The sequence below is a fragment of the Streptomyces sp. NBC_01450 genome (genome assembly GCF_036227505.1).
In the GTDB taxonomy this organism is placed as follows: domain Bacteria; phylum Actinomycetota; class Actinomycetes; order Streptomycetales; family Streptomycetaceae; genus Streptomyces.
In genome coordinates, this window is record NZ_CP109480.1 from 7,559,561 (window position 1) to 7,584,074 (window position 24,514).

A 24,514-nucleotide genomic window follows, 5' to 3' on the forward strand; every position below is an offset into this window, starting at 1 on the left:
CGGACTGTGCGTGGTCAGACGCCGACCTTGCGTTCCGGGCCGCGGGTGGCCGGAATCGCACACTCCGCGGGGTCTCCGGCCCCCTGCGCGGCGGCCAGGGCCCGGGCCCGGCGCCGGGCCAGCGGGGTCGCCAGCACGGTGAGCGCGATGAACGCGCCGATGGTCAGCAACACGATCGTCGCACCGGGCGGCACGTCCTGGTAGTACGACGTCACGGTGCCGCCGATCGTCACGCTCACCCCGATCGCCACCGCGATCGCGAAGGTGGCGGCGAAGCTGCGGCTGAGCTGCTGGGCCGCGGCCACCGGGACCACCATCAGCGCGCTGACCAGAAGCAGGCCGACCACCCGCATCGCGACCGTCACGGTGACGGCCGCGGTGACGGCGGTGAGCAGGTTCAGGGCGCGCACCGGCAGGCCCGTCACCCGCGCGAACTCCTCGTCCTGGCTGACCGCGAAGAGCTGTCGGCGCAGGCCGAGCGTGACCAGGACGACGAAGGCGGCGAGGACGCAGATCGCCGTCACGTCGGACTCGGAGACGGTGGACAGCGAGCCGAAGAGGTACGAGGTGAGGTTGGCGTTGGAGCCGCCCGGCGCGAGGTTGATGAACATCACGCCGCCCGCCATACCGCCGTAGAAGAGCATGGCGAGCGCGATGTCGCCGCGCGTCTTGCCGTACCAGCGGATCAGCTCCATGATCACGGCGCCGAGGACGGAGACGGCCGTCGCCATCCACACCGGGTTGGTGGAGAGCAGGAAGCCGAGACCGACACCGGTCATCGCCACATGGCCGATGCCGTCGCCCATCAGGGCCTGGCGGCGCTGGACGAGGTAGATGCCGACGGCGGGCGCGGTGATGCCCACCAGGACGGCGGCGAGCAGGGCCCGCTGCATGAAGTCGTAGTTCAGGAGGTCCATCAGCTCAGCAGTCCCGTCCGGATCGGTTCGGCGTCGTGAGCCGCGTGCGGGTGTACGTGGTCGTGGCCGGGCAGGGCGTGCTGGCCGACCGCCTGCGGGGGCGGGCCGTCGTGCAGGACGCAGCCGTCACGCAGGACGACCGCGCGGTCGATCAGCGGCTCCAGGGGTCCCAGCTCGTGCAGGACGAGCAGCACGGTGGTGCCCGCCGCGACCTGCTCGCGCAGGGTCTGGGCCAGCACCTCCTGGCTCGCGAGGTCGACGCCCGCCATCGGCTCGTCCATGATCAGCAGCTCGGGTTCGGAGGCGAGGGCGCGGGCGATCAGTACGCGCTGGTGCTGGCCGCCCGACAGGGCGTTCACCGAGTCCTTGGCGCGGTCGGCCATGCCGACGAGCTCCAGGGCGTGCCGTACGGCCTCGTGGTCGGCCTTGCGCAGGACGCCGAAGCGGGCGCGGGAGAGCCGGCCGGAGGCGACGATCTCCGTCACCGTGGCGGGCACGCCGCCCGCGGCGGTCGTGCGCTGCGGCACGTACCCCACCCGCCGCCAGTCGCGGAAGCGGCGCCGCGGGGTGCCGAAGATCTCTATCTCGCCGCCGCTGACCGGGACCTGGCCGATGACGCTGCGGATGGCCGTCGACTTGCCGGAGCCGTTGGCGCCGAGCAGTGCGACGACCTCACCGCGGTGCACGGTGAGATCGATGCCGCGCAGGACGGGGCGAGAGCCGAGCTCGGCGGTCACGCCGCGCAGGGATATGACGGGCTCGCTCACGCTGTCCTCCTGGAACTGGGGGTCACTTGGCGCCCGACCTGGAACCGGGGGGTCACTTGGCGCCCAGCGCCGTCTGCAGCGCCGTCAGATTGGATTCCATGACCTGCAGGTAGTCGCTGCCCTTGGACTTGCCGGTGATGCCCTCGATCGGGTCGAGGACGTCCGTCTTCAGGTGCGCGTCGCCGGCGACGGTCTTGGCGGTCTTGTCGCTGACGAGCGTCTCGTAGAAGACCGTCGAGACGCCGTCGGCCTTGGCCATCTTCTCAAGGTCCCTCACGCGGTTCGCGCTGGGCTCCGACTCCGGGTCGAGACCGTTGATGGCCTCCTCGGTGAGGCCGTAGCGCTCGGCGAGGTAGCCGAAGGCGGCGTGGGTGGTGATGAAGACCTTGGTCCTGGTGTTCGCCAGCCCGGTCTTGTACTGGGTGTCGAGGGTGGAGAGTTTCTTCAGCAGGGTCGCGGTGTTCTTCTCGTACTGGGCGGCGTGCTTCGGGTCGGCCTTCTCCAGGGCCTTGCCGACGCCGCTCGCCACCTCGGCGTACTTCACCGGGTCGAGCCAGATGTGCGGGTCGGTGGCGCCGCTCTCCTCGCCCTTGGAGCTGTCATGGGCGGCCGCGTGCCCGCCGACCTCGTTGCCGTGCTTCTCCAGCGTGGTCAGCGACGCGGCGTCGATCTTGGTCTTGACCTCGGACTGCGCCACGGCGTCGTCGACGGCCGGCTGCAGGTTCTTGAGGTAGACGACGGCGTCCGCCGACTGGAGCTGCGCGGTCTGCCGTGCGCTGATCTCCAGGTCGTGCGGCTCCTGACCGGGCTGGGTCAGGGTCGTGACGTGCACGTGCGTCCCGCCGATCTGCTCGGCGAGGTACTGCATGGGGTAGAACGACGCCACGACGTCGAGCTTCCCGTCGCTCGTGCCGCCGGCCGCCGTGGAGACCGAGCAGCCGGTGAGGGCGCCGAGGCCGACCGTGGCCGCCAGGGCCGCGGATCCGGCTGTGCCTATTCGAGAAGCGGCGAGGCGCCGTCGTACGTTCATGACAGTCATTTTCAACAAACCTGGAAACGATTGTCAACAAGCCTTGGGTATGCCCTGGGTAAACGAGGCGGCGAATGAGCCGGTAAGGGGCACGATGAGGCGAGGTGTCCCCGAACCGATTTGATACGAGGGTGGGCGGCGCCGGTAACCTGAATCATTCGCTGCCGTCCGTTCGTAATGAAGAGAGCACCGTGGCCGCCGACAAGATCGACACCATCGTCAGCCTGAGCAAGCGCCGTGGCTTCGTTTTCCCCTGTAGCGAGATCTACGGTGGACAGCGTGCCGCCTGGGACTACGGTCCGCTCGGCGTCGAGCTCAAGGAGAACATCAAGCGCCAGTGGTGGCGCTACATGGTCACCTCCCGTGAGGACGTCGTCGGTATCGACTCGTCGGTGATCCTGGCGACCGAGGTCTGGGTCGCGTCGGGGCACGTCGCCACCTTCACCGACCCGCTCACCGAATGCACCTCCTGTCACAAGCGCTACCGCGCCGACCACCTGGAGGAGGCCTACGAGGCGAAGCACGGCCGCGCCCCGGAGAACGGCCTCGTCGACCTCAACTGCCCCAACTGTGGCAACAAGGGCACCTTCACCGAGCCCAAGCAGTTCTCGGGCCTGCTCTCCACCCACCTCGGCCCCACGCAGGACAGCGGCTCCGTCGCCTACCTGCGCCCCGAGACGGCCCAGGGCATCTTCACCAACTTCGGCCAGGTCCAGCAGACCTCGCGCCGCAAGCCGCCCTTCGGCATCGCGCAGATGGGCAAGTCCTTCCGCAACGAGATCACGCCCGGCAACTTCATCTTCCGCACCCGCGAGTTCGAGCAGATGGAGATGGAGTTCTTCGTCAAGCCGGGCGAGGACGAGAAGTGGCAGGAGTACTGGATGCAGGAGCGCTGGAACTGGTACACCGGCCTCGGTCTGCGCGAAGAGAACATGCGCTGGTTCGAGCACCCGCAGGAGAAGCTCTCCCACTACTCCAAGCGCACTGCCGACATCGAGTACCGCTTCAGCTTCGGCGGTAACGAGTGGGGCGAGCTGGAGGGTGTCGCCAACCGCACCGATTACGACCTCGGCGCGCACTCCAAGGCCTCCGGCCAGGACCTCTCCTACTTCGACCAGGAGGCCGGCGAGCGCTGGACTCCGTACGTCATCGAGCCCGCTGCCGGTGTCGGCCGCGCGATGCTGGCGTTCCTGCTGGACGCCTACGTCGAGGACGAGGCCCCCAACGCCAAGGGCAAGATGGAGAAGCGCACGGTGCTGCGCCTCGACCCGCGCCTGGCGCCGGTCAAGGTCGCGGTCCTTCCGCTCTCCCGCAACCCCGAGCTGTCCCCGAAGGCCAAGGGCCTCGCCACGGCCCTGCGCCAGCACTGGAACATCGAGTTCGACGACGCGGGTGCCATCGGCCGCCGCTACCGTCGTCAGGACGAGATCGGCACCCCGTTCTGCGTCACGGTCGACTTCGACACCCTCGACGACAACGCCGTCACGGTGCGCGAGCGCGACTCGATGAAGCAGGAGCGCGTCTCCCTCGACCAGATCGAGGGCTACCTGGCGGCCCGCCTCATCGGCTGCTGACCTGCCTTCTCGAGCCCCCGGTTCCCCGATGTGGGAGCCGGGGGCTCTGCGCGTTCCTGGCGCGTTCCGGGTGCGTGCGGGACGCGTTTTGGCGAGTGCTGCTGGAGCCGCTCAACGACCCTCGCTCAACGCCCCTGCAGCGCCTTGACGTTGTCGCCGAACGTCCAGTTCTTCGAGCCGTCCCAGTTGATCGACCAGGTCATCAGCCCCTTGAGGCCGGTGCCGTAGTGGCGCCACGCCTGGGAGACCAGGCTCGGTGCCAGGTAGCCGCCGCCGGCGCCCGACTGGGCGGGCAGCCCCGGCACCTGCTTGTCATAAGGCACCTTGATGGTGGTGCCCTGCACGACCAGTCCCTTGTTCAGGCAGTCGGTCTGCGCGGTGAAGCCCTGAACGGTGCCCGCGGAGTAGGAGTCGCCGGAGCATCCGTACATGCTCCCGTTGTAGTACTGCATGTTCAGCCACCACAGGCGGCCGTTGTCCGCGTACTTCTTGATGATCGGCAGATACGCGCCCCAGATCGAGCCGTACGTGATGCTGCCGCCCGTGACGTACGCGGTCTCCGGCGCCATGGTCAGCCCGAAGTTGGCCGGCATCTGCGACAGCACACCGTCGATGATCCGGGTCAGGTTGGCCTGGGACGTGGAGAGCTGACCGATGCTGCCACTGCCGACGAGACCCGTCTCGATGTCGATGTCGATGCCGTCGAAGTTGTACTTCTTCAGGATGGGCACGATCGTCGCGACGAACTTGTCGGCGACGGCGGAGGAACTGAGGTCGATGCCCGCCGCCGCCCCGCCGATCGACAGCAGGATCGTCTGCCCGGACGCCTTGGCCGCACACATCTCCGCCGGCGTCGCGACCTTCACGCCCGCGTCCATGCCGTCCTGCCACAGGGCCGTTCCGTCGGAGCGGATGACCGGGAACGCCGCGTTGATCACGTTGTAGCCGTGGGCGGCGATACGGGAGTCGGTGATCGGGGTCCAGCCGAAGGGCGGGTGGACCCCGTTGGAGGAGCCGTCCCAGTTCTCCCAGTAGCCCTGGAGAACCTTCCCGGACGGGCGGGACTTCACGGCGCAGGTGTCGGCGGCGGATGCGGTGGGGGCGGTGGCGACCGACAGTGGGGTGAGGACGGCTGCGGTCAGTGCGAGGGCGAGCAGGCGCAGCTTCCGACGGATCATGCGAGGCCTCCCGGTGGGGGGTGCGGCGAGGTGTCGTAGGCATGACAGTGCCTGCGGTCCAGACCTGTCGTCAATAGGTCTGGACCAGAGTGGGTGTCGGCTGGCAGATGACAGATAACAGATGACAGGTATCAGGTGACAGGTATCAGATGACAGATGACAGATATTGAAATCTGTCATCTGTCATGCCATCGTGAACGGACACCACCCCTCCAAGCAACACCAGGGAGTCCTCATGCGAACCCGCCCCCTCGGAACCACCGGCCCCCAGGTCTCCGCCCTGGGCCTCGGCTGCATGGGCATGTCCGCGCTGTACGGCGAGGCGGACCGGGCCGAGTCCATCGCGACCATCCACGCCGCCCTGGAGGCGGGCGTGACGCTCCTCGACACCGGCGACTTCTACGCCATGGGCCACAACGAGATGCTGATCGGCGAGGCCCTGCGCGCGGCTCCGGCGGCCCTGCGCGAGCATGCGCTGACCAGCGTCAAGTTCGGCGCCCTGCGGGACCCGGACGGCGGCTGGGCCGGATACGACGGTCGCCCCGCCGCGGTGCGGAACTTCGCCGCGTACTCGCTGCAGCGCCTCGGCGTCGACCACATCGACGTGTACCGGATCGCGCGGCTCGACCGGAACGTCCCGATCGAGGAGACGGTCGGCGCGATCGCCGAGCTCGTCGAGAAGGGGCACGTCAGGCACATCGGCCTGAGCGAGGTCGGCGCCGACATCATCCGCCGGGCCGCCGCCACCGCCCCCATCTGCGACCTGCAGATCGAGTACTCGCTGATCTCGCGCGGCATCGAGGACGAGGTCCTGCCGACCACCCGCGAGCTGGGCATCGGGATCACCGCGTACGGCGTGCTGTCCCGCGGGCTGATCTCCGGTCACTTCACGGCCGACCGACAGCTGGCCCCGACCGACTTCCGCTCCATGAGCCCCCGCTTCCAGGGCGAGAACCTCCAGCACAACCTCTCGCTCGTCGAGGCGCTGCGGAAGATCGCCGAACAGAAGGGCGTCAGCGTGGCGCAGATCGCGATCGCGTGGGTCCTCTCGCGGGGCGAGGACATCGTGCCGCTGGTCGGTGCGCGGACCCGGGAGCGGCTGACGGAGGCGCTCGGCGCGCTGGACGTCACGCTCGACGACGCCGACCTCGCCGCGATCGAGCAGGCCGTGCCGGCGGACGCCGCAGCGGGCGACCGCTACCCGGCGGCGCAGATGGCACATCTCGGCACCGACCGCTGACAGTGCCGACAGGTACGGTTTTCGACATGGCACCGACCACCGAAGCACTGACCGCCGAGCGCATCCTCGAGGCGACCGAGGAGGTGCTGCGCCGCCACGGCCCCGCGAAGGCCACCGTGGTGGACGTGGCCCGCGCGCTGGGCGTCAGCCACGGCAGCGTCTACCGTCACTTCCGTACGAAGGCGGCGCTGCGGGAGGCGGTCACGAAGCGCTGGCTGGACCGTACGTCGCGGATACTCGCGGAGATCGCCGGTCCGTCGTCCGCGACACCCCCGGAGGCGCTCCAGCACTGGCTGGGGACGCTGTTCACGGCCAAGCGGCACAAGGCGGGCGACGATCCCGAGCTGTTCGCCACCTACTCGGTGCTGCTCGCCGAGGCCAGCGCGGTGGTCGAGGAGCACATCGCCGAGCTGGTCGAGCAGCTCTCGGACATCATTCATCGCGGCGTGATGGAGGGCGACTTCATGGCCGTGGACGGCGACTCCGTCGCGACGGCCCGCGCCGTCTTCCACGCCACGAACCGTTTCCACGACCCCGCCTACGCCCACGAATGGGAACAGCCGGGCATCGAGGCCGAGTTCTCGACGCTCGTCACCCTCGTCCTGCGCGGACTGCGCCGCCGAATCGACTGAGTCCACGCCCCGACGAACGGGCGAGCCAATGGATCCGCCGGACAGGCCCTAACCCTCCGCCGGGTCCACCGTCGCCTGATGCGCCTCGGCGAGGTGTTCCTCCGCCTTCAGCCACGGCAGGAACTGGGCGCCCTTGCGCCAGCCGCAGGTGTCGCATCTGATTGTGCGCTGTACACCGGCGCGCTGGACATGGACGACATGCTCGCGACCGTGCTGGTCCCAGCGGCTTACCTTGCTCGTGTTGATCTGCAGCATGACACCTCCAGGTGTTACCGCTCCGCTCGCGCGGCAAGGCGTTGGCGGCAAGGCTTACGCAGCAAGGAGTGTGCAGCATCGGGAAGATCAACGGGGGTTCTTCGGCCGCGAGTTCACCGCGTGGCCGTACGCGATCACGATCCGTCGCCGCCCGTCCATCCTCCGCGCCCCCGCGCCGCCCCGATCTACACTCCGCTCCATGACGACCGGAACTCCCGCCATCGCCAAGGACCTCGCGCCGCACGGCACCCTGCGGGCCTCGATCAACCTGGGCAACCCCGTGCTGGCCCAGGGCACACCGACGGCCCCGGCCGGTATCACCGTCGACCTCGCGCGGGAGATCGGTGCCCGTCTGGACGTTCCCGTGGAACTCCTCTGCTTCGACGCGGCCCGCAAGTCGTACGAGGCGATGGCGGAGGGCCGTGCCGACCTGTGTTTCCTGGCCGTCGAGCCCGCCCGGGAGGCCGAGGTCGCGTTCACGGCGCCGTACGTCGTCATCGAGGGTGTGTACGCCGTGCCCCGCGACTCGGACCTCACGACCGTCGCCGAGGTCGACCGTCCCGGCGTACGGATCGGTGTGAAGCGCGGTTCCGCCTACGACCTCTTCCTCTCCCGCACGCTTCGGCACGCGAGCGTGGTGCGTGGGGAGGATGGGGTCGAGGCGTTCCTGGCCGAGGGGCTGGAGGTCGCGGCCGGGATCAGGCAGCCGATGACGGAGTTCGTCGCGGCGCGCCCCGAACTCCGCCTGATCGAGGACCGTTTCATGCGGATCCAACAGGCGGTCGGCACGACGAGGGCGCGCCGCCCCGAGACCGTCCGCTTCCTCCGAGACCTCATCGAGGAACTGAAGGCGAACGGATTCGTCGCGAACGCCCTGCGGCGCGCCCGGCAGTCGCAGACCCTGCTCGCCCCTCTTGCCCGCCCCGGGAGCTGACCTAGGATCGGCGCGTGATCGCCGAACTGCAGTGCGTGGTGCTGGACTGCCCCGAGCCGCTCCGACTCGCCGAGTTCTACGAGGCCTTGCTCGGCGGAAGTGTCAACCGGCCGGACCGGCGCTGGGCGCTCGGCGAGACCTGGTCGACGCTGCACACGCCGTCCGGTCTCGTGCTCGCCTTCCAGCGCGTGCCGGCCACGGAGTACCGCCCTCCGCAGTGGCCCGATCCCGCCCGCCCCCAGCAGTTCCACCTGGACTTCGGCGTCCCCGACCTGGACCGGGCGCGGGAACAGGTCCTGGCTCTGGGCGCGACGCCGCTGGACGTCTCCGACGGGCGGCCCTGGCACATCTACGCCGATCCGGCAGGACATCCCTTCTGTCTGGTCCGTCACTGAGGAGTCGCATTCATGACGCGGGGGACAGCCGAGCTCGGGGAGCTGTTGCGGCGGGCGGGGCTGGAAGTCGTCGGGGAGCGGTGGGTCGAGTACGTGCCGTCGCCCCGGTTCGCGTGGCGCGCGGCCGTCCCGGGTGACGCCGAGCGGGTGCTGTGCGTGGCCGGTGACCGGCCGGACCCGATCGGCGAGTTCAACGCGCGGTGGCACCGGCTGGCGGCCGAGGGCGGGATCCTCGGCGAGGACGGCGTCTTCCTCGTCGACGTCGGCGACCACCGCACGGGCAGCGCGCCCTGGGCCTGGACGCCGGTCCGGCTCACCGACCGGTGGGACCTCGCCGGAGTACTGGGCGAGCGGCCCGGCGAGCCGAAGTTCGCCGCGCTCTCCACGGACGGCGACAGCCTGCTGGCGACGACGCCCGAGGACGACGGGATCCGGCTCGTCGCCGTGGAGCGGATGAGGGAGCGGCGGGAGGCGGCCGCGCGGGAGACGGCCCGGGAGACTCCTGAGGAGCGGGCGGCCGCCTGGGAGTCGCTGTTCGAGGGGCTGGACCTTTCGGAGCGACTGCGCACGTCATGGGCGAACGGGCTGGCGCTCAACCCGGCAGTCCCCGATGACCTGCGCACCGGACTGCTGGGCCTGTCCACCTACTTCATGTACGGCGCGATGCCGACGGCGGTCGTGGAGGCCGCCATGGTTCACCCGGACTGGCGGATACGGGCGCGGCTGGCCGAGGTCCAGCAGAACATCACGGCCGACCAGTGGACCCGCCTGGTCCTCGCCGAGCGGAACGAGCGGCACCGGTGGTTCCTCACCATGCTCGCGGCGGACCGGCGTGCCGAGCTCACCGAACCCGCGTATGAGCGGCTCGCCGTGGATCCGTCCGCCCGGGTCCGTGCGGAGGCCGCCCGCCTGTCCGGGGTGCCCGCGCACCTGCTGACCGTGCTGGCCGTCGACCCCGAGTGGGTGGTACGGGCCGAGGCCTGCCCACGGGCCTGGCCCCACCTCCCGAGCGGGACCCGGCACAAGCTGCTCGGGGACCCCAGCGGCAAGGTCCGCGCGGAGGCCCTGCTCCGGCACCACCAGGATCATCCGCTGCCCCGGTCCGTCTTCGCCGGCGCCGACTTCGCCTCCGACACCGCCTACGGGGGGTACCGCGATCGTGCGGTGAAGTCCTGCCGCCTGGAGCGCGACCTCGCCGAACACTGCGCCCATGACAGTGATCCGGCCCTGCGCCGTTCCCTCGCGGAGAACCCGGGCCTGGACCCGGACCTGGTGGCCCTCCTCGGCCGGGACCAGGACGAGTCCGTCCGTTTCGCGATCTCCACGCGCCCCGACCTCACCGAGGAACAACGAGCCGGCATCGACATCGACTTCGATCCGCGCCTGCACCACTACCCGCTCGACTGGGTCCTGGACCTACATGACGACCCCGCCGCCCTGCGCCGCCTGGCCGCCTCCGCCCACCCCCTCGTACGCCGTAGCGTCGCCCGTGCCAAGAGCCTTCCGCCGGACGTCGTCGAACTCCTCGCCCGGGACGAGGACCGTGTCGTCCAGCTCTTCCTCGCCGAGTCCTGCGACGACGCGCCCGCCGACATGCTGCTACGGGTGTGGCAGTGGTGGACCGGCAGCCTCAGCACCCCCGACCGCCCCCACGGCCACCCGAACTTCCCCCGCCACGACCTCCTCCGCCATGCCGACGACCCGAACCCGCGGATGCGTCAACTGGCCCTGGACGACCCGGAGTCGACGTCCGAACTGGTGGAGCGGTTCAGTCGCGACCCGGACGAGGAGGTCAGATACCGGGCCGCGAAGGACCCGCGGCTGACGACGGTGTCCGCGGTACGACTGCTCGACGACCCGCACGATCACATACGCCGAGCGGCCTTCTGGCACCCGCGGTTTCCCGCTCGGGTCGTCGTCCGGCTGCTGCGCGACCCCGACACCGCGGAGTCCGCGACCCGGCACCCCGCCCTGCCCGTCCCCGTCATGGAGCGGATGCTCCGACTGCTCCGACCGCTCAGCTGATCGCGCGCGGCAGGCGCAGGCTCAGGGCCGTCGTCAGGGCCACGCCCGCCAGTTGGACGAGAAGGGTGGTGACGAGGGCGTCCCGCATGCCGTGGCTCGAGCTGAGGGACAGGAAGAGGGTGCCCAGGGTGGCGACGCCGATGGCGAGGGCCGACTGCTGGGTGGTGGCCATGACGCCACTGCCGACGCCTGCCCGGGCGGGCGGGACCTCGGAGAGGATGATCCGGATGAGGACGGGGAGCTGGAGCGCCTGGCCCGCGCCCGCGACCGCCGCGCCCGGCAGCAGTTGCCACACGCCCAGGTCCGGCCAGGACCGCCACGCGGCCAGCGCGATGAGGGCCACGCCCACCGCCTGGATGAGCCCGCCCGCGGTGACGATCCGGGTGCCGTAGCGGACGATCAGCCGGGGGCCGCAGAGGGAGACGACGAAGAAGACCAGGGCCATCGGGGCCAGGGCCAGGCCCGCCGGGACGGGGCCGAGGCCCGCACCCCGCTGCAGCGCCACCGCGATCACGAACATGAAGCCGCTGAAGCCGATCGAGAACGGCACGATCATGATCAGGCCCCGGCGGAGCGGGGTCAGCGCGAACAGGCTCGGCGGCACCAGGGGCGTACGGCCCTCGCGGTCCTCGCGGCGTTCGACGAAGTAGAACGCCGCCGCCGCGAGGGGGAACAGCGCCAGCGACAGCCAGGTCCACAGGGGCCAGCCCGCCGCCCTGCCCTCGGTGAGCGGGGCGAGGAGCGCGAGGAGGGACACGGCGAGCAGTACCGTGCCGGGGGCGTCGATCGGCTCCGGGCGCTGCGAGCGTGTCTCGGGGACGGCACGCGTGGCCAGGATCAGGCCGAGGAGCACGACGGGCACGTTCACGAGGAACACCGCGCGCCAGCCGGTGCCGGCGATGTCCGCCGCGACGAGGAGGCCGCCGAGTATCTGCCCGGCGACCATGGACAGGCCGGCGGTGGCCCCGTACAGGCCCATGGCCTTGGCGCGGCGCGGGCCCGCCGTCGCCGCCTGGATGGTGGCGAGCACCTGAGGCAGCATGGCCGCGGACGCCGCGCCCTGCGCGACGCGCGCCGCCACCAGCGTCCAGGCACTGGGCGCGAGCCCACACGCCAGGGAGGTCAGACCGAAGGCCGCCATGCCGCCGAGGAAGAACTGACGTCGCCCGAACAGGTCGCCGAGCCGGCCGCCCAGGACGAGCAGGACGGCGTACGCGACTCCGTACCCGGCGACGACGAGTTCGAGGACGGCTTCGCTCGCGTTCAGGTCTCGGCCGATGGTCGGGAGGGCTACGTTGACGATGAAGAAGTCGATGAGGGGCAGTGCTGCCCCGAGCAGCACGGTGAAGAGGCCGAGGCCTCCGAGCACGGGGGCTGCGGGGGGCAGGTGGACGGGAGTCCTGACGGTTCCGGTTTCGGTCACGTTCTCCAGACTTCTCCTGACCTCAGACTGGTACCAGAGTGTCCTTATCCTGGTAGAAGCAGTACCTGGCAACAGGTTCCGGTGAACGGCAGGCTGGAGGCATGACGACGATGGCGCAGGAGAGCACCGCTCCCCGGCCGGTGGAGGACATGGCCCCTGCTCCGCAGGCGGTGTCCGTGACCTCTCCGCGGCCGGTCGACCCCGAGCCGCACGGCACCGCCGCCCCCCGCGGCAGCGAGATCCGGCGGCACGAGCTCGCGACCTTCCTGCGCAACCGCCGCGAGCGCATCACTCCGGAGCAGGTCGGACTGCCCCGCGGTCGCCGCCGGCGCACGCCCGGCCTGCGCCGCGAGGAGGTCGCGCAGCTCTCCGCCGTGGGCGTCACCTGGTACACCTGGCTCGAACAGGCCCGTGACATCCAGGTCTCCGAACAGGTCCTCGACGCCCTGGCCCGCACCCTGCGGCTCGACCCCAGCGAGCGCGCCCACCTCTTCCGGCTGGCCGGAGCCGTCGACCCCACGCCCGCCGCGCCGTGCCCGACCCTCACCCCGGCCCTGCTCGAGGTGCTGTCCCAGCTGGAGCCGGTCCCGGCCTGTATCCAGAACAGCCGCTACGACATCCTGGCGTACAACCGCACATACGCCCGCCTGATGATGCGCGACCTCGACGCCGTACCGCCCGAGGACCGCAACTGCATGATCCTCGCCTACACCCACCCGGAGTGGCGCGAGTCGATCGTGCTCCTCGACGAGACCATGCGCGTGATGGCCGCCAAGCTGCGCGGCTCGATGGCCGGCCACCTCGGCGAGCCCGCCTGGAAGCTGCTGGTCAAACGGCTGCGTACGGAGTCGGCGGAGTTCCGTGAGATCTGGGAGCGGTACGAGGTGTACGGCGGCTCGCGCAGCAAGACCAAGCAGTTCCTGAACCCGTACGTCGGGCTGCTCACCGTCGACCACACCGATCTGTGGCTCGCCCCCGACATGGGCGCCCGCATGGTGACGTACGCCCCGACGGACGAGCAGAGCCGCGAACGTCTGAGGGCGCTGCACGAGATCGCGCTGACGGCGGAGACGGAAGCCGCCTAGGCCCGGACGCTCACCGGGTCCCGGACCTCCGCCGACTCCAGTTGCCGTGCCGTCCGCTCGGCCGTCCCGCGTGCCCAGCGTCCGCTGGTCAGCGCGCCCAGGACGAGGACCGCGAGACCGCAGCCGGTGAGGATCCACCAGCCGGGGCGGGCGGCCGACACGAACGTCTCCCGGTACGCCGAGGCGTGGATGCCGGAGGCGAGGACCGCGCCGACCACGGCGACCCCGAGGGTGCCGCCGATCTGGCGGCTGGTCGAGGCGACGGCGGCCGCGACCCCGGCCTGGGTGCGGGGCATGCCGGAGACGGCGGTGTTGGTGATGGGGGCGTTCACGAAGCCGAAGCCGAGGCCGAAGAGGGCGTAACCGATGACGAGCGTGACGTTCGACGTCTCGGCCTCGAACGCGGCGAACAGGATCCCGCTCACGGTCATCGAGACCCCCGCGATCAGCAGGGGCAGCCGTGGGCCCCGGCTGCCGACCAGCCGCCCCGACAGCGGCGCGCACACGAAGCACATGAACGCCATGGGCAGCATCCACAGGCCCGCGTGCAGTGCGTCCAGGCCGCGCACGTTCTGCAGATAGAGAGTCGAGAGGAACAGGAACCCGCTGAGCGAGGCGAACGCGCTGACGGCGACGACCGTGGCCCCGCTGAACGGCGCCGAACGGAAGAAGCGCAGGTCGATGAGGGGTTCGGCGCGCCGGGGCTCGTACCACAGCAGGCCGGCCAGCGCGGCGACGGCGATCGCGCCGAAGGCGAGGGTCTTGGGGGCGCCGGAGCTGGGCGCCTCGATGATCGCGTACGTCACGGAGCCGAGCAGCGCGATGACGAGGAGCTGCCCGACCGGGTCGGGGCGGCGGGCCTTGGGGGCGCGGGACTCGGGGACGTAGCGCCAGGTGAGCAGGAGCGCGGCGAGGCCGACCGGGAGGTTGATCCAGAAGATCGACCGCCAGCCGACCGAGTCCACGAGGAGGCCGCCGACGATCGGGCCCCCGGCCATCGATATGCCGATCACGCCACCCCAGACGCCGATCGCGCGGGCGCGCTCGCGCGGGTCCGTGAAGGTGTTGGTGATGATCGACATCGCGACCGGGTTGAGCATCGAGCCGCCGACCGCCTGCACCATGCGGAAGGCGACGAGCGAGTCCAGGTTCGGGGCGAGGGAGCACAGGGCCGAGCCGATCGTGAAGATCACCAGGCCCGCCTGGAAGACCCGGCGGCGGCCGATGCGGTCGGCGGTCGAGCCCGAGAGCATCAGCAGCGACGCGAGGACCAGCGTGTACGCGTCGATGGTCCATTGCATGCCTGCCACGCTCGCGTGCAGTTCCTTCTGCATCGAGGGCAGGGCGACGTTCAGGACCGTGTTGTCGAGGCTCACGATCAGCAGGCTCATGCAGCAGATCGCGAGGACGAGCAGACGGTGGCGGGGACTGAGCTCGAGCATTCCTCCAGCCTACGCCCGTATCGATAGTGCGTCTAACTAATGACCCTTCCCGCACCGGCCCCTGACAATCACCACCCGTCCCTGACGGTCACCGCACCCTTTCCCGTACGCGACAAGCACTGTTCCGGTGCGCGACGAGCACTTGCTCCGGTACGCGACAATGGGGGAATGTCCACGATCGCCCTCGCCCCCGCCGCCCCGCTGTCGATCGGCCCCCACACCGTCCAGCCGCCCGTCGTCCTCGCTCCCATGGCCGGGATCACGAACGCGCCGTTCCGTACGTTGTGCCGCGAGTTCAGTGGCGGCAAGGGCCTGTTCGTCAGCGAGATGATCACCACACGGGCGCTGGTCGAGCGCAACGAGAAGACCATGCAGCTGATCCACTTCGACGCGACCGAGAAGCCGCGTTCGATCCAGCTGTACGGCGTGGACCCGGCGACCGTCGGCAAGGCCGTCCGCATGATCGCGGAGGAGAACCTCGCCGACCACATCGACCTGAACTTCGGCTGCCCGGTCCCGAAGGTCACCCGCAAGGGCGGCGGCTCCGCCCTCCCGTACAAGCGCAACCTCCTGCGGGCGATCCTGCGCGAGGCCGTCAGCGGGGCGGGGGACCTGCCCGTGACGATGAAGATGCGCAAGGGCATCGACGACGACCACATGACGTTCCTCGACGCCGGCCGCATCGCCGTCGAGGAGGGCGTCACCGCCATCGCCCTGCACGGCCGCACCGCCGCCGAGCACTACGGCGGCACGGCCGACTGGGACGCCATCGCGCGCCTCAAGGAGCACGTGCCGGAGATCCCCGTCCTCGGCAACGGCGACATCTGGTCGGCGGAGGACGCCCTGCGGATGGTGCGCGAGACCGGCTGCGACGGGGTCGTGGTCGGGCGCGGCTGCCTCGGCCGGCCGTGGCTGTTCGGCGACCTGGTGGCCGCCTTCGAGGGGCGCCCGGACACCTACGCCCGCCCGACCCTGCGCGAGGTCGCGGCCGTCATGGTCCGCCACGCCACCCTGCTCGGCGAGTGGATCGGCGACGAGGCACGTGGCGTCATCGACTTCCGCAAGCACGTGGCCTGGTACCTGAAGGGCTTCGCGGTCGGCTCCGAAATGCGCAAGCGGCTCGCGATCACCTCGTCCCTCGCCGAACTCTCCGACGGACTCGCCGAGTTGGACCTCGACCAGCCCTGGCCGACGGGCGCGGACGGGCCGCGCGGCCGCACGTCCGGCAACAACCGGGTCGTCCTGCCGGACGGCTGGCTCAAGGACCCGTACGACTGCGCGGGCATCAGCGAGGACGCGGAACTGGACACGTCCGGCGGCTGACTTTTCTGTCGGGGGCCCTCAAGCGCCCCCGACCGCCGTGAGCAGCGCCAGCGGAGCCGCCGCCGACCGCGACTCCCGTACGCACGCGTGCGGGTAGGGCACCGGCTCCGTGTGGGTGTCGCGGCCGTACCCCGCGAGGACCTCCGGCAGACGGTGGCCGGCGGCCGTGGCCGCGTCGACCAGCGCGTGGGCGACCGTCCGGGCCTCGTCGTGCAGGCCGTAGCGGGCGAGCCCCAGCGTGATCAGCGCGTTGTCGTGCGGCCAGACCGAACCGCGGTGGTACGACAACGGGTGGTACGCCGGCTGGTCGGCGGCCAGCGTGCGCACACCCCAGCCGGAGAAGAAGTCCGGCTCCAGGAGGCGGTGGCCGACCAGTTCGCCGTACTCCTTGTCGAGCAGCCCCGACCACAGCAGGTGCCCGGCGTCCGAGGCGAGGGCGTCGACCTGGCGGCCGTCACCGTCCAACGCCAGTGCGGGGAAGGCGCGTTCACTCATCCAGAAGTCCCGCTGGAAACGGTCACGGAGGTCGCCCGCCGCCTGTTCGAGCAGCGCCGCGTAGACCTCGTCGCCCCAGACCGTACGGGACAGGTGGGCGGTGCGGCGCAGCGCGTCGTACGCGTACCCCTGCGCGCCCGCCGCCATCACCGGCCCACTGGGACGGCTCCCGTCGGCCGAGCAGATGGCGCCGGGGGAGTCCTTCCAGTTCTGGTTGGCGAGGCCGCCGCCGTCCGCGCGGTAGACGAGATAGCCGACGGAGGTCAGACCGCCGTGGTCCAGCATCCAGCCGATCGCCGCCCGGGCGTTGGCCTCCAGACGCCGGGCCAGGGTCGGGTCACCCGTCTGCTCGGTGTACGCGCCGAGCAGCACCAGGAACAGCGGCGTGGCGTCCACCGAACCGTAGTACCGCCCGTACGGCACCTGCCCGAAGTGCGCCAGCTCACCGTGCCGCACCTCGTGCACGATCTTGCCTGGCTGGGCCACCGCACCCGCTCCCCCCTCCACCGCCTGCGTCGCGGCGAGCGCGGGCAGCGTGGCGGCCGCGAGCTCGGGGCGGTAGGGGAGCGCGAACAGCGAGGTCAGCAGGGCGTCGCGGCCCAGGAGCGTGAGGAACCACGGCACTCCGGCCGCCGGCACCCGCAGCTCCTCGCCGTCCGGGCCCGTCGCCGGGACCTGGAGCACCGCGAGGTCCGACAGCCCGCGCGCACAGGCCGCGGCCAGCTCCGGCCAGCCGGTCGGGAAGGGCACGCCTTCCGCGAACTCGCCTTCCAGCGCGAGGAGTCGTGCGTTCGCCGCGGAGGGCGAGGCGGGCACCTCCGGGTCCTTCAGCGCCCCGTGCGGGCGGGCCGCCACGCGCAGGGCCAGCTCCGCCGAGGCGTGCGGTTCGAGGTCCAGGGTCCATACGAGGCGCCGGGCGCCGGTACCGGTCTCCTCGACCCCGTCCGGCGGCGGTTCGGAGGTGACCGTCGTACAGGAGCGCCATTCCCCGCGCTGGTAGCTGAACTCCACCCCGTCGTCGAGGACCTGACGCCCTCGTACGGCGCCGATCTTCGCGTACGTACGGTAGTCGGAGCGCAGCTCGAACTGGTCCGTGAAGTCGGCGTCCACGGTGAGCGCGATGCGCACGGTCGTGGGTGACGGGCGGTTACTGGTGACGCGCAGCGCCTCCACGAACGCGCCGTCGGTGACGGCCTGTTCACGGAAGAGCGTGTACGCGGGCGGTTCGTTGCGCCCGCCGCGCGGGACGAGCACACAGCGCGCCGTGTCGCCGTCCGCGACCGGCGTCAGCGCCTCGGGCACCGCGCCGTCGACGGTCAGCTGCCAGCGGCTGAGGTGCCGGGCGTCCCGTACGAATAACCCGTCCGGGGAGCTGCCACTGCGCACCCCGCTGATGTCCCCGCCGTCGCCCACGGCGGCGAACGTCCCACCGTGCACGAGCAGATGATGCCGGTCCGTCATCCCCGGTCCCCTCCCTTGGCGCCCGTCTCGAATGAACTGTGTGGCGTATGCGGCGTGCCTGATGCGTGCGATGTGTGTGACGTGTGCGGCGGTGTGCCGTGTGTCTGGTCGGCCCGCGCGGGCTCGTGCAGCAGATCCAGCGTCAGCGCGGCCGTCCAGCTGAAGCCGAGCGCGCCGCAGGCCTCGCCGGTGTACGGGTCCACGTACTCCGCGAACCCGGACGAGTCGGCCGTCTCCAGCAGCGCGGCCCGCAACTCCTCCGCGCGCCCGTGCTCCCCGTGCAGCCGCAGGCCGCGCTCCAGCAGCCAGTTCGTGTTGAACCACGCCGGGCCGCGCCAGTAGCGGTGCGGGTCGAAGGCGTGGCCGGTCAGGTCGTAACTCGGCGCCAGTCGGGCGACCCCGCCGAGCCCGAAGTGCGGCCCGCCCGCCGTGCGGACCAGGGTGGCCGCGATGTCGCGGGGGAGCGCGGGGAGGATGAGCGGGAGCAGCCCGGCCACGCTGCGCTCGGGGATGAGCGCGCCGGTACGAGAGCGCTGCTCTGAAGCGAGATCACCGCTCCGACGGGAGCGCCGCTCCGAACCGAGAGCACCGCTCTCGCCTCCGCCGTGCGCATGCCCACCGCCCGCATCCCCGCCGTACACGTCCCGGCAGAAGAACATCCCCTCCGTCGGGTCCCACAGCCGCTCCACCAGGGCCGCCGTCAACCGTTCCGCGCGGGTGTGTCGCGCGGTCCCCGCCGCGCCCAGTTCCTGAGCGATCGCCGCGAGCGCGTGCTCGGAGGCGATCAGCAGCGCGTTGAACGCCGGGTCCTCGACGGCGAACTCGCCGGCGCCGTCGGCGTACCCGCCGTCCCGGTAGTCCGTCGCCAGTCGCACGTACCGCCCGTAGTCGAGGTCCGTGGGCCGGTCCTCGGCGGACCCGTGGTCGAGGTCGGCGCGGCGGAAGGAGCGCGGCGCGGCCGGGGTGACACGGCTCAGCGGGGCGTCCCAGCACGGGCTGTTGTCCATGCCCTGTTCCCACGGGTGGACCACGGAGGCGAGCCCGCCGCCGCCCAGGTCCCGGCGGTGCAACAGGTAGCGGTGCCAGGCGGCCAGCCGGGGATACATCCGGGAGAGGAACGAACGCGACCGGGACAGGCCCGGGTCGGCCTGGTGCACCAGCCAGGCGGCGAGCGCGTGCACCGGTGGCTGCACGATGCCCGACGTCTGTACGGTGCGCGGGGCGCCCGCAGCGCGCCCCGCGGTCGAGGAGCGCCAGAAGTCGGGGCTCGGGAAGTAGGCGTCGAGCGGAACGGAGGGGTTGAACACGATGTGCGGGATCCGGCCGTCACCCCATTGGGCGCCGAGCAGCGTCTCCAGTTCCGTCTGTGCCCGCAAGGGGGACAGGTGGCGCAGGCCGATCGCGATGAAAGCGGAGTCCCAGGACCACTGGTGGGGATACAGGCCGCGTGAGGGAACCGTGGACGTTCCCGTCCAGTTGCCTTCGAGTACCCGGGCGGCCCTGAGGTGCAGCGACCCGGTGGACCGGTCGGGATCGTATACGTGTGCGCCGGAGTGGGTGATCTCGGGGGAACCGGGCGGAGCGGGGGAACCCGAGGTGCGCACGGGGGCGGTGATCCCCGTGCGGCGGATGGTGAGTTGGGTTGTGCTGTCCACTCAGGTCTCCCCGAAGACGTCCGGCCGATCGGTTCGGCACTAGGTACCGTAGGGTTACGTCTATTTAACACGCAAAACTCAATATGTAATGCAGAGTTGGTGAGCGCAAGGGGTTGGGCATGACAGGCATGGCGGGGACGGCGGGAAGGGCGGCGAAGGCCATGAGGGCCGGGCATCAGGCGAGCGCCGGAGATCTGCTCGAACTGGTACGCAGCGGGCGTGCCACGACGCGCGGCGCGCTGCAGCAGGCCACCGGTCTGTCGCGGGCCACGGTCGGCCAGCGTCTCGACCGGCTCTTCCGTGCGGGCTGGCTGCGTGAGGGCGCGGGCGGCCCGGTGGACTCCCCGCAGGGCGGCCGGCCCTCGATCACCCTGGAGTTCGACGACGAACACGCCGTCGTCCTCGCCGCCGACCTCGACACCCGGCACGGCAGGGCCGCCGTCGTCTCGCTGAGCGGCGAGATCCAGGCCGAGCACCATGGAAGCCTGCGCATAGAGGACGGCCCGGACGCCGTGCTGGGTGAACTCGGCCGCTGGTTCGCCGAGCTGCTGGAGAAGGCCGGGCAGCGCGCGGACGCGGTGTGCGGGATAGGACTCGCCGTGCCGGGCCCGGTCGACACCGAGACCGGCAAGGTGGTGCAGCCGCCGATCATGCCAGGCTGGGACGGCTACGACATACGCGGGCGCCTGGGACGCGCGTTCGCCGAGCACGCCGGCGTCGAGGGCGCGGGGGGTGCGGGGATCACCGGGAGCGCCGGGATCACCAGGGGCGGCACCCGGATCCCCGTGCTCGTCGACAACGACGCCAACCTCATGGCGTACGGCGAACAGCGCACCGGGTATCCGGACTGTTCGGCGTTCGCCCTGGTCAAGGTCTCCACCGGTATCGGTGCGGGCATGGTCGTCGGCGGTTCCGTCTACCGGGGCGTCGACGGGGGCGCCGGCGACATCGGGCACATCCGGGTGGGCGCGGACGCGCTGTGCCGGTGCGGTTCGTACGGCTGTCTGGCCGCCGTCGCGAGCGGTGGCGCGGTGGCGCGCAGGCTCGCCGAGTCCGGCGTCCCGGCCACCTCCGGATCGGATGTGCGTGACCTGCTGACGGCCGGACACCCGGAGGCGATGGCGCTCGCGCGGGAGGCGGGGCGGCAGGTCGGGGACGTCCTCGCGACCGTGGTGACCCTGCTGAACCCGGGCGTGCTGATGATCGCCGGGGATCTGGCCGGAACTCCGTTCCTCACGGGTGTGCGCGAGCTGCTGTACCAGCGGGCGCTGCCGCGTTCGACCGCTCATCTGGACGTGGTGACCTCGCGGCTCGGGGAGCGGGCGGGTCTTGTGGGGGCCGGGGCGCTGGTCGTGGAGTACCTGTACGCGCCGGAGCGGGTGGAGGAACGGCTGGCGGCGCTGGGTGTGTGACGCCCGTGTGGCGCCCATGGACGGCGGGGCGTATGACATCCGTGTGTCGTATCCGCGTCGCGTCCACACCGTGGTCCGCATGATGAAATTCCGCCCGTCTTTACTGCGTGATTCTCGCCACCCTTGATAGGGGTGATGCTCAGATGAGCGGATCTTGAGCGACTGCACTTCCCTAAGGGGTGGCACTCAGTGCCACCCCTTGATCGTTCATCGATTAAACTCAGACGTGTTGGCTGCCGCTCATCTGAGCGTATACTTCCTTTTGAGGGCGTCGATCCGTTCAAGAAGTGAAAACATCTCTCCGTCACCGCTTGCCAAGGCTTGACTTTCAATCGAGTGGCGGACGGGTGGTTACAGGCGCATGACGTGCAAGTAGACGTACCCAGACGCCTTCGATCTGGGTATGTTCCTCGCCGTCAGGGCAGCCACCGCGACGTCGAGGAGTCGAGACTCGTGTCGGAAAACAAAGATCCCCACGTAGCTGAGAGCGGCGACAGCGGCGCCGAGGGGGCGAAGTTCGTTTACGACTTCACCGAAGGCAACAAGGACCTCAAGGACCTCCTCGGCGGCAAGGGTGCGAACCTCGCCGAGATGACCAACCTGGGCCTTCCCGTCCCTCCGGGCTTCACGATCACCACTGAGGCGTGCAAGACCTACCTCGACAGCGGCGAGGAGCCCGCGGCACTGCGTGACGAGGTGAGTGCGCACCTCGAGGCCCTCGAGGCGACGATGGGCAAGAAGCTCGGCCAGGCCGATGACCCCCTGCTCGTATCGGTTCGCTCCGGGGCGAAGTTCTCCATGCCGGGCATGATGGACACCGTCCTGAACATCGGCCTCTCCGACAAGTCGGTCCAGGGCCTCGCCCAGCAGGCCGGCGACGACCGCTTCGCGTGGGACTCGTACCGCCGTCTCATCCAGATGTTCGGCAAGACGGTCCTCGGCGTCGACGGCGAGCTCTTCGAGGACGCGCTGGACGCGGCGAAGACGGCCAAGAAGGCCACGGTCGACACGGAGCTGGAGGCCGCGGACCTCAAGAAGCTGGTCACCAAGTTCAAGAGGATCGTCAAGGCCGAGGCCGGCCGGGACTTCCCGCAGGACCCGCGCGAGCAGATGGACCTCGCGATCCACGCGGTCTTCGACTCCTGGAACACCGACCGCGCCAAGCTCTACCGCCGCCAGGAGCGCATCCCGCACGACCTCGGCACCGCCGTCAACGTCTGTTCGATGGTCTTCGGCAACCTCGGCCCCGACTCGGGCACGGGCGTCGCGTTCACGCGCGACCCCGCCTCCGGCCACCAGGGCGTGTACGGCGACTACCTCCAGAACGCCCAGGGCGAGGACGTGGTCGCGGGCATCCGCAACACGGTCCCGCTCGCCGAGCTGGAGTCGATCGACAAGAAGTCGTACGACCAGCTGATGCAGATCATGGAGACCCTGGAGAACCACTACAAGGATCTCTGCGACATCGAGTTCACCATCGAGCGCGGCCAGCTGTGGATGCTCCAGACCCGCGTCGGCAAGCGCACGGCGGGTGCGGCCTTCCGTATCGCCACCCAGCTGGTGGACCAGGGTCTGATCGACGAGGCGGAGGCCCTCCAGCGTGTGACGGGCGCCCAGCTCGCGCAGCTGATGTTCCCGCGCTTCGACGACCAGGCGAAGGTCGACCAGATCGGCCGGGGGATCGCGGCGTCGCCGGGTGCGGCGGTCGGCAAGGCGGTCTTCGACTCGTACACCGCGATCAAGTGGTCGCGTTCGGGCGAGAAGGTCATCCTGATCCGCCGTGAGACGAACCCCGACGACCTGGACGGCATGATCGCGGCCGAGGGCATCCTGACCTCGCGCGGCGGCAAGACCTCGCACGCCGCCGTCGTGGCACGCGGCATGGGCAAGACGTGCGTGTGCGGCGCCGAGGAACTCGAGGTCGACACCAAGCGCCGCCGTATGACCGCCCCGGGCGGAGTGGTCATCGAGGAAGGCGACGTCGTCTCCATCGACGGCTCCACGGGCAAGGTCTACCTGGGCGAGGTCCCGGTCGTGCCCTCCCCGGTCGTCGAGTACTTCGAGGGCCGGATGCACGCGGGCGCCGACGACGCGGACGAGCTGGTCGCGGCCGTGCACCGGATCATGGCGTACGCGGACCGGGTCCGCCGACTGCGTGTCCGCGCCAACGCGGACAACGCGGAGGATGCCCTCCGCGCCCGCCGCTTCGGCGCGCAGGGCATCGGCCTGTGCCGCACCGAGCACATGTTCCTCGGCGACCGGCGCGAACTGGTCGAGCGCCTGATCCTGGCCGACACGGAGGCGGAGCGCGAGGACTCCCTCAAGGAACTCCTCCCCCTCCAGAAGCGGGACTTCGTCGAACTCTTCGAGGCGATGGACGGCCTCCCGGTGACGATCCGTCTCCTGGACCCGCCGCTGCACGAGTTCCTGCCCGACGTGACCGAACTGTCCGTACGGGTCGCGCTGGCCGAGTCGCGCGGCGACGCCAACGAGAACGACCTGCGCCTGCTCCAGGCCGTGCACCGCCTGCACGAGCAGAACCCGATGCTGGGTCTGCGCGGCGTACGTCTGGGCCTGGTCATCCCCGGCCTGTTCACCATGCAGGTACGGGCGATCGCCGAGGCGGCGGCGGAACGCAAGAACGCCAAGGGCGACCCGCGGGCCGAGATCATGATCCCCCTCGTCGGCACGGTCCAGGAGCTGGAGATCGTCCGCGAGGAGGCCGACCAGGTCATCACGGAGGTGCAGGCGGCCGCCGGCACGAACCTCAGGCTCGCCATCGGCACGATGATCGAACTCCCGCGGGCCGCCCTGACCGCCGGTCAGATCGCCGAGGCCGCCGAGTTCTTCTCCTTCGGCACGAACGACCTCACGCAGACCGTCTGGGGCTTCTCCCGGGACGACGTGGAGGCGAGCTTCTTCACCGCGTACCTGGAGAAGGGGATCTTCGGCGTCTCCCCCTTCGAGACCATCGACAGGGACGGTGTCGGTTCCCTGGTGAAGTCGGCCGTGCAGGCCGGCCGCGCCACCCGCCCCGACCTGAAGCTCGGAGTCTGCGGCGAACACGGCGGCGACCCCGAGTCGGTCCACTTCTTCCACGAAGTGGGACTGGACTACGTGTCCTGCTCCCCCTTCCGGATCCCGGTGGCACGCCTGGAGGCGGGCCGCGCGGCCTCGACGGCGAAGGGCAGCGACCACCGCTAGCTCGCCGGAACTCCGGAGCCGCCGACGGTCACCCCGACCCTCACCGACGGCCGACGGCTCCGGCGTA

19 protein-coding genes are annotated in these 24,514 nt (G+C 70.6%); 10 read left to right on the plus strand and 9 right to left on the minus strand.

The genetic code is table 11. The annotated features are described in order from the left end of the window. Positions 1-14 precede the first annotated feature (14 nt). From OG568_RS33605 to OG568_RS33615, 3 genes are read right to left on the minus strand one after another with little or no spacing between them, the layout of a single operon-like run. A complete protein-coding gene (locus OG568_RS33605) occupies positions 15-917 on the minus strand; it encodes a metal ABC transporter permease (RefSeq protein WP_329534254.1) in 903 nt (300 codons plus the stop codon). Next, positions 917-1,684, minus strand: coding sequence for a metal ABC transporter ATP-binding protein (locus OG568_RS33610; protein ID WP_329534255.1), 768 nt, complete (start codon positions 1,682-1,684; stop codon positions 917-919). The genes OG568_RS33605 and OG568_RS33610 overlap by 1 nt, the downstream gene beginning before the upstream one ends. Before the next feature lie 52 nt (positions 1,685-1,736). Then, entirely contained in the window at positions 1,737-2,714 is a 978-nt protein-coding gene (locus OG568_RS33615) for a metal ABC transporter substrate-binding protein (protein ID WP_329534256.1), read from the minus strand. 191 nt (positions 2,715-2,905) lie between these two features. Between OG568_RS33615 and OG568_RS33620 the strand changes: the two genes are divergently transcribed. Further along, complete coding sequence (locus tag OG568_RS33620; protein WP_266414094.1) at positions 2,906-4,288, plus strand: glycine--tRNA ligase; 1,383 nt, start codon at positions 2,906-2,908, stop codon at positions 4,286-4,288. A gap of 125 nt (positions 4,289-4,413) precedes the next feature. Here OG568_RS33620 and OG568_RS33625 read toward each other — a convergent pair whose 3' ends face one another. Beyond that, the gene (locus OG568_RS33625) at positions 4,414-5,466 is read right to left on the minus strand and encodes a chitinase (RefSeq protein WP_329534257.1); all 1,053 of its coding nucleotides are present in this window, start codon (positions 5,464-5,466) and stop codon (positions 4,414-4,416) included. Positions 5,467-5,701: 235 nt separating this feature from the next. Here OG568_RS33625 and OG568_RS33630 point away from each other — a divergent pair, with 235 nt between their 5' ends. Together OG568_RS33630 and OG568_RS33635 are read left to right on the plus strand one after the other, a co-directional pair. Further along, a complete protein-coding gene (locus OG568_RS33630) occupies positions 5,702-6,706 on the plus strand; it encodes an aldo/keto reductase (protein WP_329534258.1) in 1,005 nt (334 codons plus the stop codon). A 26-nt stretch (positions 6,707-6,732) separates the two neighbouring features. Then, positions 6,733-7,338 carry a TetR/AcrR family transcriptional regulator gene (locus OG568_RS33635; protein WP_329534259.1) on the plus strand — a complete coding sequence of 202 codons (606 nt, stop codon included), beginning with the start codon at positions 6,733-6,735 and terminating at the stop codon, positions 7,336-7,338. 48 nt (positions 7,339-7,386) lie between these two features. On the opposite strand, the gene OG568_RS33640 is transcribed toward OG568_RS33635, so the two are convergent. Further along, entirely contained in the window at positions 7,387-7,593 is a 207-nt protein-coding gene (locus OG568_RS33640) for a hypothetical protein (protein ID WP_266624619.1), read from the minus strand. Positions 7,594-7,792: 199 nt separating this feature from the next. Between OG568_RS33640 and OG568_RS33645 the strand changes: the two genes are divergently transcribed. From OG568_RS33645 to OG568_RS33655, 3 genes are read left to right on the plus strand one after another with little or no spacing between them, the layout of a single operon-like run. Next, positions 7,793-8,527, plus strand: coding sequence for a transporter substrate-binding domain-containing protein (locus tag OG568_RS33645; protein ID WP_329534260.1), 735 nt, complete (start codon positions 7,793-7,795; stop codon positions 8,525-8,527). Between the two features lie 14 nt (positions 8,528-8,541). Next, positions 8,542-8,922 carry a VOC family protein gene (locus OG568_RS33650; RefSeq protein ID WP_329534261.1) on the plus strand — a complete coding sequence of 127 codons (381 nt, stop codon included), beginning with the start codon at positions 8,542-8,544 and terminating at the stop codon, positions 8,920-8,922. Positions 8,923-8,934: 12 nt separating this feature from the next. Then, entirely contained in the window at positions 8,935-10,947 is a 2,013-nt protein-coding gene (locus OG568_RS33655) for a PE-PGRS family protein (protein WP_329534262.1), read from the plus strand. On the opposite strand, the gene OG568_RS33660 is transcribed toward OG568_RS33655, so the two are convergent. Continuing rightward, positions 10,940-12,370 (minus strand): MFS transporter, encoded by a 1,431-nt coding sequence (locus tag OG568_RS33660; protein ID WP_329534263.1) that lies wholly within the window; start codon positions 12,368-12,370, stop codon positions 10,940-10,942. The two genes, OG568_RS33655 and OG568_RS33660, sit on opposite strands and share 8 nt — an antisense overlap. Positions 12,371-12,471: 101 nt before the next feature. Between OG568_RS33660 and OG568_RS33665 the strand changes: the two genes are divergently transcribed. Further along, on the plus strand, positions 12,472-13,455 hold the full coding sequence (locus OG568_RS33665) for a helix-turn-helix transcriptional regulator (protein WP_266414106.1): 984 nt from the start codon (positions 12,472-12,474) through the stop codon (positions 13,453-13,455). Here OG568_RS33665 and OG568_RS33670 read toward each other — a convergent pair. Beyond that, positions 13,452-14,897: an MFS transporter gene (locus tag OG568_RS33670; protein ID WP_329534264.1), complete on the minus strand. Its 1,446-nt coding sequence runs from the start codon at positions 14,895-14,897 to the stop codon at positions 13,452-13,454. The two genes, OG568_RS33665 and OG568_RS33670, sit on opposite strands and share 4 nt — an antisense overlap. Positions 14,898-15,065: 168 nt before the next feature. Here OG568_RS33670 and dusB point away from each other — a divergent pair, with 168 nt between their 5' ends. Beyond that, complete coding sequence (dusB, locus tag OG568_RS33675; protein ID WP_329534265.1) at positions 15,066-16,220, plus strand: tRNA dihydrouridine synthase DusB; 1,155 nt, start codon at positions 15,066-15,068, stop codon at positions 16,218-16,220. An 18-nt stretch (positions 16,221-16,238) separates the two neighbouring features. On the opposite strand, the gene OG568_RS33680 is transcribed toward dusB, so the two are convergent. Both OG568_RS33680 and OG568_RS33685 read right to left on the minus strand, forming a co-directional pair. Then, on the minus strand, positions 16,239-18,176 hold the full coding sequence (locus OG568_RS33680) for an amylo-alpha-1,6-glucosidase (protein WP_329534266.1): 1,938 nt from the start codon (positions 18,174-18,176) through the stop codon (positions 16,239-16,241). Then, positions 18,173-19,831, minus strand: a complete 1,659-nt coding sequence (locus OG568_RS33685; protein ID WP_443077804.1) for an MGH1-like glycoside hydrolase domain-containing protein — start codon at positions 19,829-19,831, stop codon at positions 18,173-18,175. The genes OG568_RS33680 and OG568_RS33685 overlap by 4 nt, the downstream gene beginning before the upstream one ends. 128 nt (positions 19,832-19,959) lie before the next feature. On the opposite strand from OG568_RS33685, the gene OG568_RS33690 reads away from it, so the two are divergent. Next, the gene (locus OG568_RS33690) at positions 19,960-21,243 is read left to right on the plus strand and encodes an ROK family transcriptional regulator (RefSeq protein ID WP_329536532.1); all 1,284 of its coding nucleotides are present in this window, start codon (positions 19,960-19,962) and stop codon (positions 21,241-21,243) included. Between the two features lie 453 nt (positions 21,244-21,696). Further along, the gene (gene ppdK, locus OG568_RS33695) at positions 21,697-24,447 is read left to right on the plus strand and encodes a pyruvate, phosphate dikinase (protein WP_329534268.1); all 2,751 of its coding nucleotides are present in this window, start codon (positions 21,697-21,699) and stop codon (positions 24,445-24,447) included. Positions 24,448-24,514 lie beyond the last annotated feature (67 nt).